This is a genomic window from Thermodesulfovibrionia bacterium, assembly GCA_030646035.1.
GTDB lineage: Bacteria > Nitrospirota > Thermodesulfovibrionia > UBA6902 > UBA6902 > JACQZG01.
In genome coordinates this window covers 133300-152342 of record JAUSMY010000061.1, presented here as the reverse complement: position 1 = coordinate 152342, position 19043 = coordinate 133300, and the positions used below count along the sequence as shown (strand labels likewise).

Sequence of the window (19043 nt, the reverse complement as noted above, 5' to 3'; positions counted from 1 at the left end):
AAAAACCGCCATTTGCCTTGACAATAACCAAATAAAAATTATTTAATAAGTAATCCCACTCAACTGGAGGCTTTCATGAAGAAAAAGAGTCACCTATTCACATCCGAGTCCGTATCAGAGGGACATCCCGATAAAGTCGCTGATCAGATCTCAGACGCAGTCCTTGACGCAATCTTTGAGCAGGACCCGGCTGCCCGCGTAGCTTGCGAAACCCTTGTAAATACAGGGATGGTAATAATCTCAGGAGAAATTACCACAAAAGCTTGGGTTGACATGCAGAGTGTAGTGCGCCAGACCGTAAAACGTATCGGCTACAACAGTTCAGATATGGGTTTTGACTGGGAGTCATGCGCAGTGCTGACATCCATTGACAAACAGTCCGCAGATATAGCCATAGGCGTTGATGAGACCAATGATCATGCGCAGGGCGCCGGCGATCAGGGCATAATGTTCGGCTATGCTACAAATGAGACAGATGTCCTCATGCCAGCTCCAATAACCTACGCTCACCGTCTGATGCGCAGGCAGTCCGAAGTCCGCAAGAACGGCACACTGCCGTGGCTGCGTCCTGATGCCAAGAGCCAGGTAACATTCCGTTATGAGGACAATGTGCCTGTCGGTATCGAAGCTGTAGTTCTTTCAACCCAGCATTCACCGGATATTGATTACAAAACCCTTAAAGAGGCTGTTATGGATGAGATCATCCTGCCGGTACTGCCTGCTGATTTCATCAGCACCAATACAAAATTCCATATAAACCCGACCGGCCGTTTCGTGATCGGAGGCCCGGTAGGTGACTGCGGAGTCACAGGCCGCAAAATAATCGTTGATACTTACGGCGGAGCTGCACGCCACGGCGGAGGCGCATTCTCAGGCAAAGACCCTTCCAAGGTGGACCGTTCTGCAGCTTATGCCACACGTTATGTGGCAAAGAATATCGTAGCTGCCGGCCTGGCTGACCGCTGCGAGATACAGGTCTCTTACGCTATCGGAGTTGCCGAACCCATATCCATCAGTATTGAGACCTTTGGCACAAGCAAGCTGTCTGAAGAGAAACTTATAGAACTTGTGCGGGAGCACTTTGACCTCAGGCCGCGCGGCCTCATCACAATGCTCAACCTCTTAAGGCCGATATACACCCCGACCGCTGCCTACGGGCATTTCGGCAGGGAGGGCGAAGGCTTTACCTGGGAAAAGACCGATCTGGCAGAGACGCTTAAAAAGGACGCTAAATAGATTAATTCAATACGGCTTTGATCTTGCGGAACCTTATTCCGTGAGATTAAAGCCGTATGTTTTTATAGACCCCAAAATAATGGATTTCGTTTGATCTTCAGCCAAAATTGCATATAAAAAGTCTTTCCGTCAGTTAATTCTGACAAACTTAAGGAGGTTTTAAAATGAATAAAGCAGCAGACTATAAAGTAGCAGATATGAGCCTGGCAGACTGGGGCAGAAAAGAGATAGAGATAGCTGAGAAAGAGATGCCCGGACTTATGTCGATAAGAGAGAAGTTCTCATCTGAAAAACCATTGAAAGGTGTGAGGGTATCCGGCTCTCTCCACATGACCATTCAGACAGCTGTGCTTATCGAGACGCTTGTTGAGATAGGCGCTGATGTAAGGTGGGCGAGCTGCAACATCTTTTCAACGCAGGACCATGCGGCAGCGGCAATAGCAGCGGCAGGCGTGCCTGTATTCGCATGGAAGGGAGAGACTCTTGAGGAATACTGGTGGTGCACTGATAAGGCATTGGCATTCCCGGGCGGCAAAGGCCCTCAGCTGATCGTTGACGACGGCGGAGACGCCACTCTCTTCATTCACAGGGGATATGAAGCGGAAAACAATGCGGCCATCCTCGATGTGCCGACAGATAATCATGAACTTCAGATAATCAACAACCTCTTAAAGAAAATACTTGTTGAGGACAATAAAAGATGGCATAAGGTCGTGCCTGAATGGAAGGGCGTAAGCGAGGAGACCACAACCGGAGTCCACAGGTTATATGAAATGATGAATAATGGAACCCTTCTTGTTCCGGCGATAAATGTGAACGACTCTGTCACAAAATCCAAATTCGACAACCTCTACGGATGCAGGGAGTCTCTTGCAGACGGCATAAAGAGGGCTACGGATGTCATGCTGGCAGGAAAGGTCTCTGTTGTCTGCGGCTACGGCGATGTCGGCAAGGGATGCGCCAAGTCATTAAAGGAATACGGCTCAAGGGTCATTGTCACGGAGATCGACCCTATCTGCGCGCTTCAGGCTGCGATGGAAGGGTTTCAGGTCGCTCCTGTTGAAGACACTCTCGGTGTCGGAGACATCTATGTGACAACTACCGGCAACATGGATATCATCAGGATCGAGCATATGAACAAGATGAAAGACCAGGCCATCGTCTGCAACATCGGGCACTTTGATAATGAGATACAGGTTAACAAACTGAATACATATCCCGGCATCAAGAAGGTCAATATCAAACCGCAGGTAGACAAGTATGTATTCCCTGAGGGGCATTCCATATTCCTTCTTGCCGAAGGCAGGCTGGTCAATCTCGGCTGCGCCACAGGCCACCCTTCATTCGTAATGTCAAACAGCTTCACAAACCAGACGCTTGCCCAGATAGACCTCTGGAAGAATAAGGATGTTTATGAGAAGAAGGTCTACCGCCTTTCCAAAGAGCTGGATGAGGAGGTCGCAAGGCTCCATCTGGCTAAGATAGGCGTCAAGCTGACCAAGCTTACGCAGGAGCAGGCAGACTACATCGGAGTTCGTATCGAAGGGCCGTACAAGGCAGAGCATTACAGATACTAAGAGAAAAGACGCAAATAAATATATTGCAGCTGATAGAGGTTCTCAGATCTTTTTGAGAACCTCTATTGTTTTTTGGATAACCTCTCTGTTCCACATTATTGAGACATGGTTCGCAGGCAGGTCATAGTGGTCTGAACTCCACGGCATCACCGAACTCTCTGCTGACACAAGCGCATCGCCTTTCCCCGGTGTCAGCTCTTCAAGCTTCAGGTAGGACGGCAGCAGCTTCATAAGCGAATCAGGTATCTCTATCAGAGGTTTTGGATATATCTCTTTTCCAACTTTCTTCCACTGATAAAGGGTCAGAAGCCTCGGCTCTGTTCCGCCGAATGAAAGATATTTGATATCTTTGTTGCGGGAATCCTTCAGCCCTTTGAAAAATCCAGAGCCCGGCATCAGCTCCTTCAGCGCCTCTCCAAGGAGGAAATCAGTAGTCCTGCTGACCGTCTCAATGATCGTGCCTTGTTCTTCCTTGGGTAGAATTCCTTTCAGCACAGATGCAAGCGGTGAGAGATATCCTGCTATCTTTGATATGGAACTGCCTGAATGAGGCGAGGCGATGGTAATCAGAGCTTTTATGGCAGGATGCCTATCTTCCATGAACTTTCTTGCGATAAGTCCGCCCCTGCTGTGGCCTATCAATGCCACAGGGCTTCCGGGGAAAAGCTCTTCAGCCCTAACAACGATATATTTAAGCTCTGAAACTGCGGCATCCACATGGCCGACCGGCCTCTTCTGGCTCCATGTTATGAGGTTGTATCCTTCATCTTTGAGCACAGACCAGATGTTGTCTATCTTATCGGGGAAATCCCCTATGGTGATATTATTTATCCCTGTTGAAATGCGCGGGAGGGGTTCTTCTGCTGCGAGAATCTTGAGCCGGAAGTTATTTGCAAGAAGCTTTGTGTGGAGAGGGTCTGTCCATATGCCCTTGTCTACTCCGAGGCCATGGATCAGAACAGCGACAGGTTTATCAGCGCCGCCCTTATGAACTGTCTCATTTAAATTCACATTGACCTGCTACGGCTTGAATACCTCTATCTTCTCAATGCCCCCGTCGCTCTTCAGGAATATGACCTCTTTTATCTGGGCGTTCCTTATCATGCGGTCGCAGAGCTTGCACGGCCTTCCATTGGCAAAACTATTATCATCTTCAAACCCTGCTATATAGATGATAGCTCCTTTCATGCGCTCCGGCGGCGCGTTGATGATGGCGTTCTGTTCGGCATGCACAGCCTCGCAAAGCTCGTATCTCTCGCCTGAGGGGATGTTCTGTTCCTTTCTGATGCACCTTTGAAGGTCTATGCAGTTATCTATGCCGCGCGGGGAACCGTTATACCCTGTGCTTATTAAAACCCTGTCCTTCACAATCACCGCGCCGTACTTCCTGCGCAGACAGGTAGACCTGGATGCCACGACCTTTGCTATCTCTATAAAATATTCATCCCATTCAGGGCGCATGTTATATTCCTTTAACTATTGATTCAGCGGTCATCAATTATAGCAGAAACGAAGCGATGCTAAGCGTTAAAACCTATCGGCCCTTTCCCCTGCAGTATATCCGCTTCCACGATCGTTCCGAATTGAGACTCATATCTCCTGACATTCTCCTGCAAAGCGGCTATTATGCGCTTTGCATGCCCCGGGCTTGTGATGACCCTCGCATTGACCGTGCCTACCGGAGGTGTTATCAGGGAGAAGTCCATTATGAATTCATCTTTCGTATGTGTGACCGTCATGCTGTTCGCATAGACCCCTGCCTGAATGTGAGGCGGGATGTTTATCTTGATCTCATTCGGTTTGTTCGCCATTGTGTGCCTCCTTTGTTATGAAAAAAGGGCGTGCATACACACGCCCTTAAAAAATGTCATGTGATGACCGCAGTCAGCAGTCTTTTAAAAGCACTTGGTAAAACCGCAGTCCTTGCAGACCGCGCAGCCGCCTTCATGCTCAACAGCGCCGCCGCATTCTGAGCACTGGCCGGAATGGAAGACCTTTTTGCCGTGATTGTCAGAACCGTTGCCATGGCCATTGCCGTTGCCTCCGGCCTCTTCCTTGAACTTCTCAATCGACTTTGAGATAGCGTCGGAACATGAAGATATCTTTCCGCCCTTTGACCATGCGGGGCTGTGACAGCTGATGCCCTTGAGCTGCTTTACTATCTCAAGCGGGTCTATGTTGCTCCTGAATGCAAGGCTCACGAGCCTGCCTATCGCCTCTGCCTGGCTTGACGCGCATCCGCCTGCCTTGCCCATGCGGGTGAAGAGCTCAAACGGGTGTCCGTTGTCATCTTCATTGATGGTGACGTACAGATTGCCGCATCCGGTATTCATCAGCGTAGTTGTCCCGTGTATCGTCTCAGGCCTCTTCTTCGGCACGATCTTTACATATTCTTCAGGTGACTGCTTGGTTTCTTCCTGGCTCGTCTTTCCTGTTGAGAGTACCTGCTCATCCCTTGAACCATCTCTGTAAACAGTGGCGCCTTTGCAACCGAGCTTATAAGCAAGGAGATATACATTCTCAACTTCCGCTTGTGTCGCATCTTTGGGGAAGTTAACCGTCTTGGAAACGGCATTGTCCACATACTTCTGAAACGCAGCCTGCATCTTCACATGGTCCTCAGGCGTTATATCATGGGCGGTAATGAAGATATTCTTTACATCATCGGGCACCGCTTCTATTCCGTGAAGCGTGCCTCTCTCAGCTATCTCTTCGATAAGCTCCCTGCTCCAGAAGCCTCTCTCTTTTGCGATCTTTTCAAAGTACGGATTGACCTCGTACAGTTTTGTCCCTTCAAGCACGTTGCGCACATAAGATACTGCAAAGAGCGGCTCTATTCCGCTTGAGCATCCGGCTATTATAGAGAGCGTGCCGGTCGGTGCGATGGTCGTTATGGTCGCGTTCCTGAGCTTCATCCTGTCTTTGTATGTGCTGTCAGCATGCGTTGAAAAAACTCCCCTCTCCTCTGCCAGAAGCGAGGACGCCTTTCTGCCCTCATCCTGTATGAACCTCATGACCTCTTCACCGAGGCTTAACGCATCATCAGAGTTATAAGGAACACCGAGCTTTATGAGCATGTCGGCAAACCCCATCACGCCGAGTCCTATCTTCCTGTTCGCCTTTGTGGTCTCCTCTATTATTTTGATCGGGTACTTGTTCACCTCAATCACATTATCAAGGAAGTGTACGGCAGAGTGCACCGTATCCTTTAACATCCCCCAGTCTATATTGGAACGCGGGTCATTCCCAGCTGTTGCGCCTTCGTGCATCACAAAGTTTGAAAGGTTTATCGAGCCCAGGTTGCAGGATTCATAAGGAAGGAGCGGCTGCTCTCCGCATGGGTTGGTGCTCTCTATATCACCCAGCTTCGGCGTAGGATTATCACGGTTCATCCTGTCTATGAAGATTATTCCCGGCTCGCCGTTCTTCCATGCGTGGTTCACAATGAGATTAAAGACATCCTTTGCCTTGAGCCTGCTCGTTGTCTTGCCGTCATGCGGGTTCTTCAGGTCATACTCTTTGTCCTTTTCAAAGGCGTCCATGAACTCGTCTGTGAGCGCGACAGATATGTTGAAGTTGTTGAGTATCTTAGCGTCATCCTTTGCGGTTATGAAGTCAAGGATATCAGGATGGTCCACGCGCAGCATGCCCATGTTCGCGCCCCTTCTTGTGCCGCCCTGCTTTATCGCCTCGGTCGCTGAATCAAAGACCGTCATGAATGAGATAGGCCCGGATGATACGCCCTTGGTGGAACCCACGATGTCGCCTTTAGGACGGAGCTTTGAAAATGAGAAGCCCGTGCCTCCTCCTGATTTATGTATCAACGCGGCATTCTTCACCGCCTCAAATATCGACTCCATCGAATCTTCTACAGGAAGCACAAAACATGCTGAAAGCTGGCCAAGCCTTCTTCCCGCATTCATGAGTGTGGGGCTGTTAGGCAGAAAGTTCAGCGATGTGATAAGGTCATGAAACTCTTCTTCAACCTGCTTTACCTGCGACTCTGTTTTGCCGTAGTTGAGGTCAGCAGATGCGATGACCCTTGAGACCCTCATGAACATGTCATCAGGATTCTCGATTACCTTCCCCTCTTCACTCTTCCTGAGATACCTCTTGTGTATGACCTGCAATGCGTTAGGCGTAAGCTTAAGTTTGCCTGATAATAGTTCTGCCATGCCCTCTCCTTGGTAATGATTCGTTCTGAGTTTTATAGTAAATATACTGAAATAAATAGGCCTGTAATATGCTCTGAACTGCAAACAATGCAAAAACCTGTTCAATCGTTATATATACTCTATTTAGATGTGACAAGCAATTAAACCACAATATATAGTGTAAGTCAAGCATAAAATTACTATTTATGAACCCCTTGTTTTTAATGAGTTTTTGCTGTGTAAAGAGAATTGAGAAAATGTGGATTATAAAAAAGTTATGAGAGTTGCACACCGGTGCAACTATGCTGAGTTTGATCCAAAACAATATCTCTTGCGAATAAAAAAAGGGGAAGAGATAACGCCCTTCCCCTTTTAGTGTTTTCATTCACTGCTAATGCTACTGGAAGATCCAGTTTGTGTTGTTATTCCCTGTAGTTGTTGAGTCAGTGGCTGTTACAGTATTGGTTAGAGCATCTGAATCTTGCACGTCAACATAACTAACATTTTGTGGACTTGCCAATGTGATATTCCACTTACTTCCATTTGAAGATGAGCGGAGTTTTACCTTGGTTCCTGCTGCTTGGCCGTTTAATGTGAGTGTGCCGTTTATTGTCTGATTGCTTCCGGCAGTGAATGTCAGTTGTTTGCCGGGTGTTATACTGATTAAGTGATTGAATGTGGTATTGCCGGTTAACTTAGAAATACCGGAGCCATCAAAGATAATGGTAGAAGTTCCGGCAGTGAAGATGCCATTGCCGTTAACCGTCCAGTTGCCGGCAACATTCCATGTGGAGTTGTATGCATCGAGCTTATTGATCCTTCCAGGTACGGCGCCGGTATAATTGTTGATATTTATATGGACAAAATCATAACTTGCTGAGCCTGCTATTAATATACCTGTTGCTTTCCCACTGCCAAGAGTTAGATTTGTATTTGGCGCAGAAATTGGAATATTATTAACAGAATTATCAAGAGTCACAAAGTCATCTGTATAATTCCTATATCCGGCGATATACAAATTGCCGGTTAAGGTAAGCGTGCTGCCGGCTGGGCCAAGAACCCCGGTGCTGACAATTGGCGTTTCCTGGTTTTCTGCATAAATCTGCAACGTTTTATAGGTGGTAGCAGTAATAGGGGCGTGGGTTGAGCCGGTTCCAACTAAATAAGCAAAAATATCCCGTGAAATTTTCCCTTTGTTATTATTCTCATCACTCTCAATTATTATATGTCCGTTGTTGTCATATCCCGGATAATCAATATCGTTTGTACTATCATTTGTGAACCTATAAAAATATCCGGTGCTTCCTGCCAATTCTCCTGTACTGGAAATAAAAAGATTACCATCGTAGTCCACACTTGCTGTATCATTAAGAGTGAGCTTCCCTGAAATGATCAGATCCTTATCTGTTCTGAATCTTCCTTTGCCTAATACGGTGGAAACCGTACCTCTGATCTCAAGGCTATAAAATCTTTTCGGGCCAAAATTATTGCTGCTTGTCGGCAATGTTATAGTCTTCCCAGTGCCGGTTAAGATGACGGTACTGCTGCCATATGTAAATGTCCCAAGCAACGAATCCCAGTTACCTCCTACTGTTATAGTTGAAGTTCCGGTGGATGCATTCAATGTGCCTTTGTCTGTTACGTTGCCATTGACTGTGAGATTGCCACCGTTGAGGTTTAATAATCCGCCCGTGTTGATCGTCCCGTTGCCGTTAACTGTTAAGTTCTTATTGGTTAGAAACAAGCTCGCTCCTGTATCAATGGTGAGGGTGCCTGTGGTTAGGTTTCCATTACCCAAACTTAGACTTCCGCCAGATATGGTGACGCTGTCAGTAACTGTAAGGTTTTCATTTAATGTGACAGTTCCTGAATAACCAGCTTCCATAGTAAAGGAAGGAGGTGTTATATTCTGCAGGTCCCATGTACAGCTTGGAGCAGTGCTTTTAAAGACTACATCATCTCCATTTTGAGGTATTGTATTGTTTGACCAATTGTCAGGATTAGATGCAAGACTGTCAGTTCCGCTACCTGTCCAGATTCCATTAGGTAAAGCAGGGCCTTCTATGTCATTGATCTTCCAGTTTGCGTTATTGCCTGAATCAAGTGAGTTTGGATCTGCGGCAGAGCCGGTAATTAACCGCCCCCCTAATGAAGCATTACTGTCTTTAATATCAAGATAGCTCAAATCTTGCGACCCGCCAGCCTGCAATGTAAGTTTGAATTTAGTGCCGGCAAGATCACTCCTTAAAGCAAGGCGGTTAGCAGTTGAATAACCCTGCAACTTTAATTGATGTGTGATTGTTTGTGTAGCTGTGTGGTCAAATGTCAATGTGTCAGTTGATGTAACTGTCTTTGATAAATTGTAAAATGTCATAGAGCCGGTTATTGTCTGCCCCAACCCTTTAAAGTTGACAGTAGATGTCCCGGCAATAAATTCACCATAGTTCTTCAGGTAAACACCTTCAATGTTCCATATGGAATTCCCGGCTACCAGCTTATTTTTAACACCACTATCAGTTACTGTTTTAATAAGAACCCTATTTACATCGATTGTCGCTGAACCTGCCCTAAATTCACCTTTTCTGTTCCCTGTTCCGCTATCACCAATAACAAGAGCCTGATCCAGATCCATATCTATATTGTAGACCGTATTATCCAGAGTAGCTTTTTCTCCCCCATAAAAAGCACCGCTTATATTCATGGTTTGGCCTACTTTCAGCTTTACTCCTGGAATATCAGAACCTAAAACAGCTACTGCGCCTTCAGCCGGGGGAACAGGTTCAGCGACTTCAGCCCATATAGTCAACGCACCTTCATAGTGCGCAGCAGTCACCCTTGCCCTGCCGTTACCAACCATGTATATGAACCCTCCTATAGCGATCCTGCCGCCATTTGTTACGGTCACATGGTCTCTGCTTTCATCATTTACCATCATATATAATATGTTTGTTCCTGCCAGTATGCCGCCGTCTATTACAAGATCACCACCCCAATTGACTGTGACACGATGATATGAATCAATGGTAAATTTAGGAATTGTTGCGTAACCTGTTTTCTTTATAATTGACAGCTTTTTATAAGTCCTGAAGTTTCCTCCAATGGTCGATACAATACCGTTTATCTCCAGATTATAGAATCTGGTTGCTCCAAATGTATCACTGTCGCTCGGCATGTTAATGGTCTTACTGCTTCCGGTCATAACAACAGTACTTCCGAGATTAACGCCACTCTGCTTATAACTAAATGTTCCCGCAGAAGAATCCCAATTGCCTCCTACCGTTATCGTTGGCGTTCCAATTGATGCATTCAATGTTCCTTTGACTGTTACGTTGCCGCTGACTGTTATGTTCTTCCCGTTGAGATTTAATAATCCACCGGCATTGATTGTTAGATCAGTGGTAACAGTTAAATCGGATCCGTTGAGGTTTAATGACCCACCGTTGTTTAAGGTTAAAGTTTTTATGGTTCTGGAAATATCAAGTACGGGATCATTGACTACATCCGGGATGATCAAGCTATCGCCAGGATTAGGCACACTACCTAAATCCCAGTTGTTCGGGTCGTTCCAATTACTTGATGCCGAGCCGTCCCATGTAATAGTAGCGGTACATGTCAAGGAAGGATTATTCTTGCATGAATCACAGACGTCACCCATTCCGTCATTGTCTGAATCTGTCTGATCATAATTTGATACTACTGGACAGTTGTCAATGCAGTCTGCTATCCCATCATTATCTGTATCTGTATCCGCCACTCCGCAGCTGCATACTCCGGGCTCTGTCTTTAGTGGATCATTGATGCATATCTCCTGACAATCTGCTGTGCCGTCTCCGTCACTGTCTGTATCTGCCACTCCACACCCGCAGGCTCCGGGCTCCGTCTTATTCGGATCAGTATCACAGGTTTCGTTGACATCTAATATCCCGTCATTGTCATCATCAGAGTCACAAACATCACCCATCCCGTCACTGTCAGTATCTGCCTGATCAGGACTGTAAATTGCGGGACAATTATCAGAATTGTCCCCTATGCCATCTCCTGAATACATGTAAATATCTATATTCCCATCGCTCTCATTTCGATTGTCTTGCCAGATAATTCTATTCCCATAAATTGAAGAATTTTTTTGCATTGAAACATCATTTGTGATTTGAACTTCTTCTCCGGTGGACAGATCATATTTATAGATGTCATGGTTAACATTCATTCCATTCCTTGTGTCTTCCCACACAAATATATTTCCAGAAATATCTAACATTTCTTTATAATATGATCCAGAAGTAAGCTGTGTTATTGTACCTAACGATATTTTATACAGGTATACATAATACCCGTTAGTAAAAACAATTTGATCACCTGATATTGATAGCCATCCAAAATATGATGTTCCTGAGGTAATCGAAGTTGTTATGCCCGTAGGAATATTATGCATGTAAATATCTGAGTATACATTTCTCCATTCTTGCCATACAATCGTATCACCAAATATATCAGAATAATCTTGATCTGATGGATCATTAGTTATCTGTGTTTCAATTCCTGTTGAAATGTCATACATGTAAATATCTGAATTCCCATTTCTCCAATCTGACCATACAATCCGATTCCCTGATATGCTCGGCCACGCTTGCTCAAATTCATTTGATGTAATTTGTGTCTCAATCCCTGTTGAAATATCATACATGTAAATATCGCCATTCCCATTTCTCCAATCTGACCATACAATCCGGTTTCCTGATATATGCGGAGACCATTTAGATGAAGTGTTTGATGTGATTTGTGTCTCAATCCCTGTTGAAATATCATACATGTAAATATCGCCATTCCCATTTCTCCAATCCTCCCATACAATTCGGTTTCCTGATATATGCGGAGACCATTTAGGTGAGGCACCTGTGGCAATACGAATTTCTTGTGTATCAGAATCATGTAGTTCAGTCGGGTCTAAAGGAAAAGCATCATTCAGGTCATCAACTCCATCACCATCTGTATCTGAATGCAAAGGATTGGTTCCGAAAACACTTTCTTCATAGTTTGTCAAACCATCACTATCGATATCAGCATAACTATTACAAGCATCACCAATGTAATCGCCATTTAAATCTATCTGCTCAGGATTTGATACCCAAGGACAGTTGTCGCTAACATCCAAAACCCCATCATTGTCATCGTCAATGTCGCAAACATTACCCATTCCATCACCGTCTGTATCTTTCTGGGCAGAATTTGCGATTAATGGACAGTTGTCGTTCGCATCCAGAATTCCATCATTGTCATCGTCAATGTCACAAACATTACCTATACCGTCACTCTCAGTATCTGTTTGGTCAAGATTGTAAATAATAGGACAGTTGTCATTCACATCCAAGACACCGTCATTGTCATCATCAAGGTCACAAACATTACCTGTCCCATCACTGTCAGTATCTGTTTGGTCAAGATTGTAAATAATAGGACAGTTGTCATTCGCATCCAAGACCATATCATTGTCGTCGTCAGGGTCACAAACATCGCCAATGCCGTCATTATCAAAATCTGCTTGGTCAGGATTTGCAATTAAGGAACAGTTGTCGTTCGCATCCAAGACACCGTCATTGTCATCATCATTATCACAAGCATCACCTATACCATCACTATCTGTATCTGTCTGATCAGCATTTGCAATTAAGGAACAGTTGTCGTTCGCATCCAAGACACCGTCATTGTCATCATCATTATCACAAGCATCACCTATTCCGTCACTGTCAGTATCTGTTTGGTCAGGATTTACAATTAATGGACAATTATCACTTACATCTAAAACACCGTCATTGTCATCATCATCATCACAAACATCACCTATCCCGTCACTGTCAGTATCTATCTGATCAGGATTTGCAATTAATGGACAGTTGTCGTTTACATCCAAGACACCGTCATTGTCATCATCATCATCACAAACATCACCTATCCCGTCACCGTCTGTATCTGTCTGATCAGGATTTGATACCCAAGGACAGTTGTCGTTCACATCCAAAACACTGTCATTGTCATTATCAGTGTCACAAACATCGCCTGTCCCATCACTGTCAGTATCTGTTTGGTCAGGATTTGCAATTATGGAACAGTTGTCATTCACATCCAAGACACCGTCATTGTCATCATCAGTGCCACAAGCATCGCCCATTCCGTCACTGTCAGTATCTGTTTGGTCAGGGTTGTAAACCGTAGGACAATTATCAGAACTGTCTCCTATGCCATCCCCTGAATACATATATATATCGTAAATTGCATTTCTGAGATCTACCCACACAATTCTATTTCCATAGATTGAAGACATCCCTTGGTATGAAACATTATTAGTAATTTGAACTTCTTCTCCGGTGGACAAATCATATTTATAGATGTCATTGTTAGCATTTGGCTCGTTTTTCCTGCCTTCAAACGTAACTATATTCCCAGAAATATCTACTGAAAATATCAGAGGTATAGCCATAGAACGTTGTGTTATTGTGCTTAAAGATATTTTATACAGGGATACATGAATGCCGTCAGTAAAAACAATTTGATCACCTGATATTGCCGGATCTGTAAATTTTATTCCTGAGGTAATCTGAGTTTTGATTCCAGTAGAAATATCATACTTGTAAATATCCCCATTCCCATTTCGGGGATCAACCCATACAAAAGTATCACCGAATATATCAGGATAAACTCCATATGGTATATAACTTAGTAGTTTTTTTATGCCTGTTGAAATATCATACATATAAATTTCTTTATATGAATTAGCCCATACAACTCGATTACCTGATACAGCCGGTGGCCACTCTACGTAGATATCATCTGGTGATGTAATTTGTGTCTTAATACCTGTTGAAATGTCATACATAAAGATAGCTGTATTAGTATTTTCATCGCTCCATTCGACCCATACAACTCGATTTCCTGATATATCCGGTGGGTAAGAAATGGAAGCATCTGATACAATTTGTGTTTCAATACCTGTTGAAATGTCATACATATAGATATCTGTATGTCCCCATGTATATCCCTCTGTGGAAGATAGCCACACAATGATGTTGCCTGAAATTTTCGGATACCATTTAGTTGAGGCATCCGTGGTAATGCGAATTTCTTTTGTATCAGAATCATGCATTTCGGTCTGGTCTAAAGGGAAAACATCATTCAGGTCATTTACTCCATCACCATCAGTATCCGAATTAAAAGGATCGGTCCCCAAAACACTCTCTTCATAGTTTGTCAAACCGTCACTATCAATATCACTATTTTTACCAACATATACTTCATGAGAAGCAGCAAGAACTGTCCCAGCAAGTATTGTTAAATTTTGATTAGCAGTAATGCCATCTCCTAATGCCCAAACACCCAATGCATTATCAAATTCTATATTATTGAATGCTGAATTGCCGGAAGTAATAGTTGCATTCAGATTTGAAGCTCCTGTAAATCTAACGCAATCCCAGCGCCCTGTCCCGGCATTGAAAATTCCTCCAGAGGAATCCCAGTTCCCTCCAACTGTAATTATTGGCGCTCCACCAGCTGTTGATGAATCCAACTTGCCTTTAATTCTAATATCACCATTTACTGTGAGAGGCATTTGGTTTAAATATAACTCCCCACCGGACTCTATAGTCAAAGCACCTGCTGTTGTTATCTGCCCTGCATTATCTAATGTGCCTTTAATTGTTATATTGCCGTTCACTGTGAGACCTTTATTTAAATCCAACCTACCACCGGAATCTATAGTCAAAGCACCCGCTACTGTTATCTGTCCGGCATTATATAATGTGCTTTTAATTGTTATATTGTCGTTCACAGTGATATCTTTATTATTTAAATCTAACCTGCCGCCAGCAATGTTAATGCCGCCGGAAACAATAAGTTCTTCGACACTATTATTAATAGTTATAGTGCCAGGAAAGCCGGTGTTAACTGTAAATGAAGAAGGTGTAATACTTATATTCCAATCGCAATCTTTTATTGCAGTGTAGTTAAAAATTATGTCATCTCCGCTCTGAGGGATTTGATTATCTGACCAGTTCGCAGGATTTGAAGCAAGTGTGTTTCTTCCAAGTCCTGTCCATGTGTGAGGAAGAGGAGCGCTAGCATCATTATTAGGGTCAGTTGCTGAAATATACTCTACTAAATTTGTAAAACCGTCATTATCGTTATCTATATTTGCATCGTTGTGATTATTTGGATCAAGACCATTGGCGATTTCCCAGTCATCCAGCATACCGTCATCATCAGTATCACCATCAATATATACCTTTGCCCTTACTCCATAACCATCACCTTTACTAAAGCTTATCTCATTACTAGTAATATGATTTTTATCATGAGTATTCCACGCAACCACAAAATTACCGTTAGCAGCTACAGCTACAGATGCTTCTTCACTAAATATTCGAAAACACCCGTCTACCTCATCAACAGATTCTTCTGCATCTGTCAATATCACATTTCCATTAGCATCTTTTAAATTATCATACGAATTAACACGAAACTCAGGGCCATATGGCTCCCCGAATTTATTAAATTTTCTCGCATATATCCCCTCACCACCGCAATTCTGACCTTGAGTGTGCCACGTCACCATAAATCCATCATCAGGCAGACTAGCCGCAGATACCCCATACTTCATTGTCGGATCATTTTTTGACCCTGTATTACTCCATATATTGCTCTCAGGAACGGTTTTATAATTTTGATCACAATTATATGAAGGATAAGCACCTCCAACATAATCACATGAATAAGCTATTACTTCATCAAATGACCAGCCATATGTGGTAACCAATTTTACATTTTTATTGGAATCAATCAACGGAATACTTAACCATGCCCTGTTAGTAGGCATTCTTGCCGGATCTATCCTGCCGCCATCATGTGGAAAGACAACAAATCTTGTAAGATCCCCGTTTATAACATTAGGATCACTACCATGGACTAACCCATTGTACCCACCCCAATCTTGCCACCACAATAGTGATACAGCAATATCCCCTCCTTTATTCATACTAAGTGAATGCACATGATAACCCTCACCAACCGTCTCCAAACTTCCATCAGGGGAACCATCAGAATTAAATCTCTGCAAATATATATGCCCTTCATCAGGATCATAATTAGACTTATTAGGTTTTTTCCCAAGTGGTTGCATCTCATAAAAAGAAACAGCAAAATTACCACTGCCATCTACCACAACCCTTGGGTGATAAACATAGCGTCCCATATCAGCAACCATAATCTCGGGCATAGCTGCTCCACTGGCTAAAAACTTTTGAGCATAGACTGTCTTATACTCAGTCCAAACAACGATAAAACTGCCATCTGAAAACATTGCGACTTCAGGTCCATGCGCCCAATCTGTGTAAGTGGTTCTTTTTATGTTAAAGGCGTTACCGTTAGGATTACCAGACGTAGCTTTAGGGATACCATTTGCAGAATACATCCTGGCGTAAACGCCGGTATCAATACTTTGGGAATTATAAACGTAAACAGAACCGTTTTTTGAAAACAGTAGATCATCTTTTCCATCACCATCAAAATCACCCGTATAGTTATAAGTATCCGTTGTTACATTAAAATCAATACCCACATATGAACCAGACCAAATTGTAACTCCATTAACACCAGACCAATACATGCCACTCCTTACCTCATTGCCGGTATAATTGCCGATGATAAAACCCGCCCTATGGTTAATAAAATCATCATAAAGTGTCGACCCCGAAGAAAGAGACGTTTGCTGGAAACTGGTGGGGGCAACTACTGATAAATAAAAATCTACATATGTATAATCACCCTCCGGATCAGTAGCTTTTGCAACTATAGCGATATCATCTCTGCCATCTCCATTTAAATCATCTGAGAAAACGACATTTAAATAATCAATATTCGGAGTTGTAAGCCATACTGCAGGTGGATCAAACGAGCTACCTGCTGAAATATGAACTTCCCATACTGTCCCATTAGATGAATCAGCAGCATAGTCATATAATCCATCCCCATTGAAGTCACCAACTACAATCGTGTTCTCATATGTACCGGCAACTAAATAGTTAAGGTCAAAATAGGTAGCGGTCTGCCCGACAGGAGACGCGAAGTAGACATAAACAGTGCCATTCATTGCTACTACCAGATCATCTTTACCGTCGCCATTGATATCACCTGAATGAGCTGCGTATGAATCAGTACCACTTTGCTCACCTGCAAGCCAGTTATAGGAATCAACAAACTTAACCTCATTTGTAGATGGATCTATGGTTGACAGATAAACTCTCCATGAAATGAAACCATTTTCAAGATAATCCGTAGCATAATCCGCCTTTCCATCTCCATTATAATCTCCTACCACTACAGATCTGCCATAACTGCCTGTTGGCCCTGCATGAAAATCCATTTCAGCTTGTTTTTGCCATACAACAACAAAATCCCCGGCATCATCCATTGCAACAGATGAGTAAAACCTCGATGTTGGATTATAAGATGATAAATTACCCCTGACTACCTCAACCTCTTTAGATGCAATAGATTCAGCTGTAAGGAAAGTTGTAGATTTATTATCAACAGAAGCTGTGTAATATGTAAAAGGTGATAAATCATCTTCGGGTGTCAGGCTCGCCATGTGACATTCTTCTAATTCATAATGGGGAACCGCATGACATGTTGTGTTTTCTTTACATACAATCTTTTCAATATAACTTGCTTCGGCTTCATTATAATATCCATGACCGTTAATAAGCTGTCCGTAAGAATCGTAATAATCATAATGGAATCTTAAGGTTTGCGAATCGTTATATTTTTTAGTTACAGATGTGACCTGAACACCTCCACTTTCCAAAGAAAATCCATCCGTTATAAAAGCTGGATCTTGCTGTACTTCAAATGTCGCTACAACTGATGTGTCATATGTTTTCCCGTTATTTTTAGGGCTAAAAGATATTAACGGATCAATGATCAAAGGATAATTAGGATCATACTTGCCTATCTCAAAATGATATGTACTGAGGTTAGTTGCATCAACCTTGTTCGGAACCACTATAAAATCACCGCTTACTTCAACATGTTTCTTATCTATTTCCTGATAAATTGACGGCTTTTGCTCTATTAATTCTCCCCAATCGGTTCTTACAACAAGGTCTCCCTCCTTGTTAATTCCCAGGGAATCAACTAAATTGTAAGCAAGCAGAATAGGTTTTGGATCAGCTCCTGGTTTAACAATGAACTCATACTTCAAACTTTTTTTATCTACTATCTTATAGACAAGATCGATCCCTTTATAAACTTCCTGATATATGATTTCTGAATATGTAGGAACTTCAATGGTCTTTTTTAGAGAGCTATCACCAACAACATGATGCTCTTTATTCTTAAGCATGTTTCTGCCGTTGATCTGAGGAGTATCGTTTTTATCAAACGCGTTAAGAATATTCAGATTGAAGATCAGGTCATCATTTTTGTCAGACGGAAGCGAAGGTGTTGTTTCACTAATATTATTTACATTGCTGAATAATTTTCTTTTAGCCGGATATAAATAATGAAAATATACGGAAGTATCTGTAAAGTAAACCCTATATTCGTCACTCATAAGATAAAACTTGACCTGCTTATCAATTTGACCCTTGTTTTCAACAAAATAACGAGTAGAATCATTGGAAATATTATTAGACTTGAACTTTAAAGAGTTGTTTGAATCGGAGGTATTATTGAGATCCGTTCCGTTTGGGATATTGTTTTCCTTTGCTTTCCATTTTTCAGCCGATTCTCGCATTTCTCTTGAGCGCCCTTCAACAATATATTTCTTAAACGCTTCATTAGGACTTAACTCTTCTTCAGGATTTTCCACAGCTAAAACAAAATTGAAATTCACCAGTAAAAGAAATAACCCCACCAATACAAATAAAAACTTTTTCATCTCAACTCCTCCTAATGTTTATTATTATCAAAAAGTCATTAATCAATAAGTTAATTCCAAGCAATATGAGCGTAATTGTATACGTCTGCTTTTATCAAACTCAATAGACTTATAGGGGTCATAAGGATTTTCTATATGCTTATGTTTGCAAAT

Annotated in this window: 7 protein-coding genes; 2 read left to right on the top strand and 5 right to left on the bottom strand. The window is 42.9% G+C overall.

Features of this window, described 5'->3' with window-relative positions; translation table 11 throughout:
- Nucleotides 1–75 precede the first annotated feature (75 nt).
- Together metK and ahcY are read left to right on the top strand one after the other, a co-directional pair.
- A complete protein-coding gene (gene metK / locus Q7U10_11985) occupies nucleotides 76–1236 on the top strand; it encodes a methionine adenosyltransferase (protein MDO8283319.1) in 1161 nt (386 codons plus the stop codon).
- 164 nt (nucleotides 1237–1400) lie between these two features.
- A complete protein-coding gene (gene ahcY, locus Q7U10_11980; protein ID MDO8283318.1) occupies nucleotides 1401–2813 on the top strand; it encodes an adenosylhomocysteinase in 1413 nt (470 codons plus the stop codon).
- Nucleotides 2814–2855: 42 nt separating this feature from the next.
- Here ahcY and Q7U10_11975 read toward each other — a convergent pair whose 3' ends face one another.
- The 5 genes from Q7U10_11975 to Q7U10_11955 form a co-directional block, all read right to left on the bottom strand.
- Nucleotides 2856–3824: an alpha/beta hydrolase gene (locus Q7U10_11975; protein MDO8283317.1), complete on the bottom strand. Its 969-nt coding sequence runs from the start codon at nucleotides 3822–3824 to the stop codon at nucleotides 2856–2858.
- A gap of 9 nt (nucleotides 3825–3833) precedes the next feature.
- The gene (locus Q7U10_11970; protein MDO8283316.1) at nucleotides 3834–4274 is read right to left on the bottom strand and encodes a dCMP deaminase family protein; all 441 of its coding nucleotides are present in this window, start codon (nucleotides 4272–4274) and stop codon (nucleotides 3834–3836) included.
- 59 nt (nucleotides 4275–4333) lie between these two features.
- Nucleotides 4334–4624, bottom strand: a complete 291-nt coding sequence (locus Q7U10_11965) for a DUF3467 domain-containing protein (protein ID MDO8283315.1) — start codon at nucleotides 4622–4624, stop codon at nucleotides 4334–4336.
- Nucleotides 4625–4708: 84 nt separating this feature from the next.
- Complete coding sequence (locus tag Q7U10_11960) at nucleotides 4709–6988, bottom strand: vitamin B12-dependent ribonucleotide reductase (protein MDO8283314.1); 2280 nt, start codon at nucleotides 6986–6988, stop codon at nucleotides 4709–4711.
- A gap of 376 nt (nucleotides 6989–7364) precedes the next feature.
- A complete protein-coding gene (locus tag Q7U10_11955) occupies nucleotides 7365–18890 on the bottom strand; it encodes a thrombospondin type 3 repeat-containing protein (protein MDO8283313.1) in 11526 nt (3841 codons plus the stop codon).
- Between the last annotated feature and the right edge of the window lie 153 nt (nucleotides 18891–19043).

Excerpts from the sequence above, each read along its gene's own strand:
- Q7U10_11955 (MDO8283313.1), bottom strand. The coding sequence starts at position 18,890 with ATGAAAAAGTTTTTATTTGTATTGGTGGGGTTATTTCTTTTACTGGTG.
- Q7U10_11960 (MDO8283314.1), bottom strand. The coding sequence starts at position 6,988 with ATGGCAGAACTATTATCAGGCAAACTTAAGCTTACGCCTAACGCATTG.
- Q7U10_11965 (MDO8283315.1), bottom strand. The coding sequence starts at position 4,624 with ATGGCGAACAAACCGAATGAGATCAAGATAAACATCCCGCCTCACATT.
- ahcY (MDO8283318.1), top strand. The coding sequence starts at position 1,401 with ATGAATAAAGCAGCAGACTATAAAGTAGCAGATATGAGCCTGGCAGAC.
- Q7U10_11970 (MDO8283316.1), bottom strand. The coding sequence starts at position 4,274 with ATGCGCCCTGAATGGGATGAATATTTTATAGAGATAGCAAAGGTCGTG.
- metK (MDO8283319.1), top strand. The coding sequence starts at position 76 with ATGAAGAAAAAGAGTCACCTATTCACATCCGAGTCCGTATCAGAGGGA.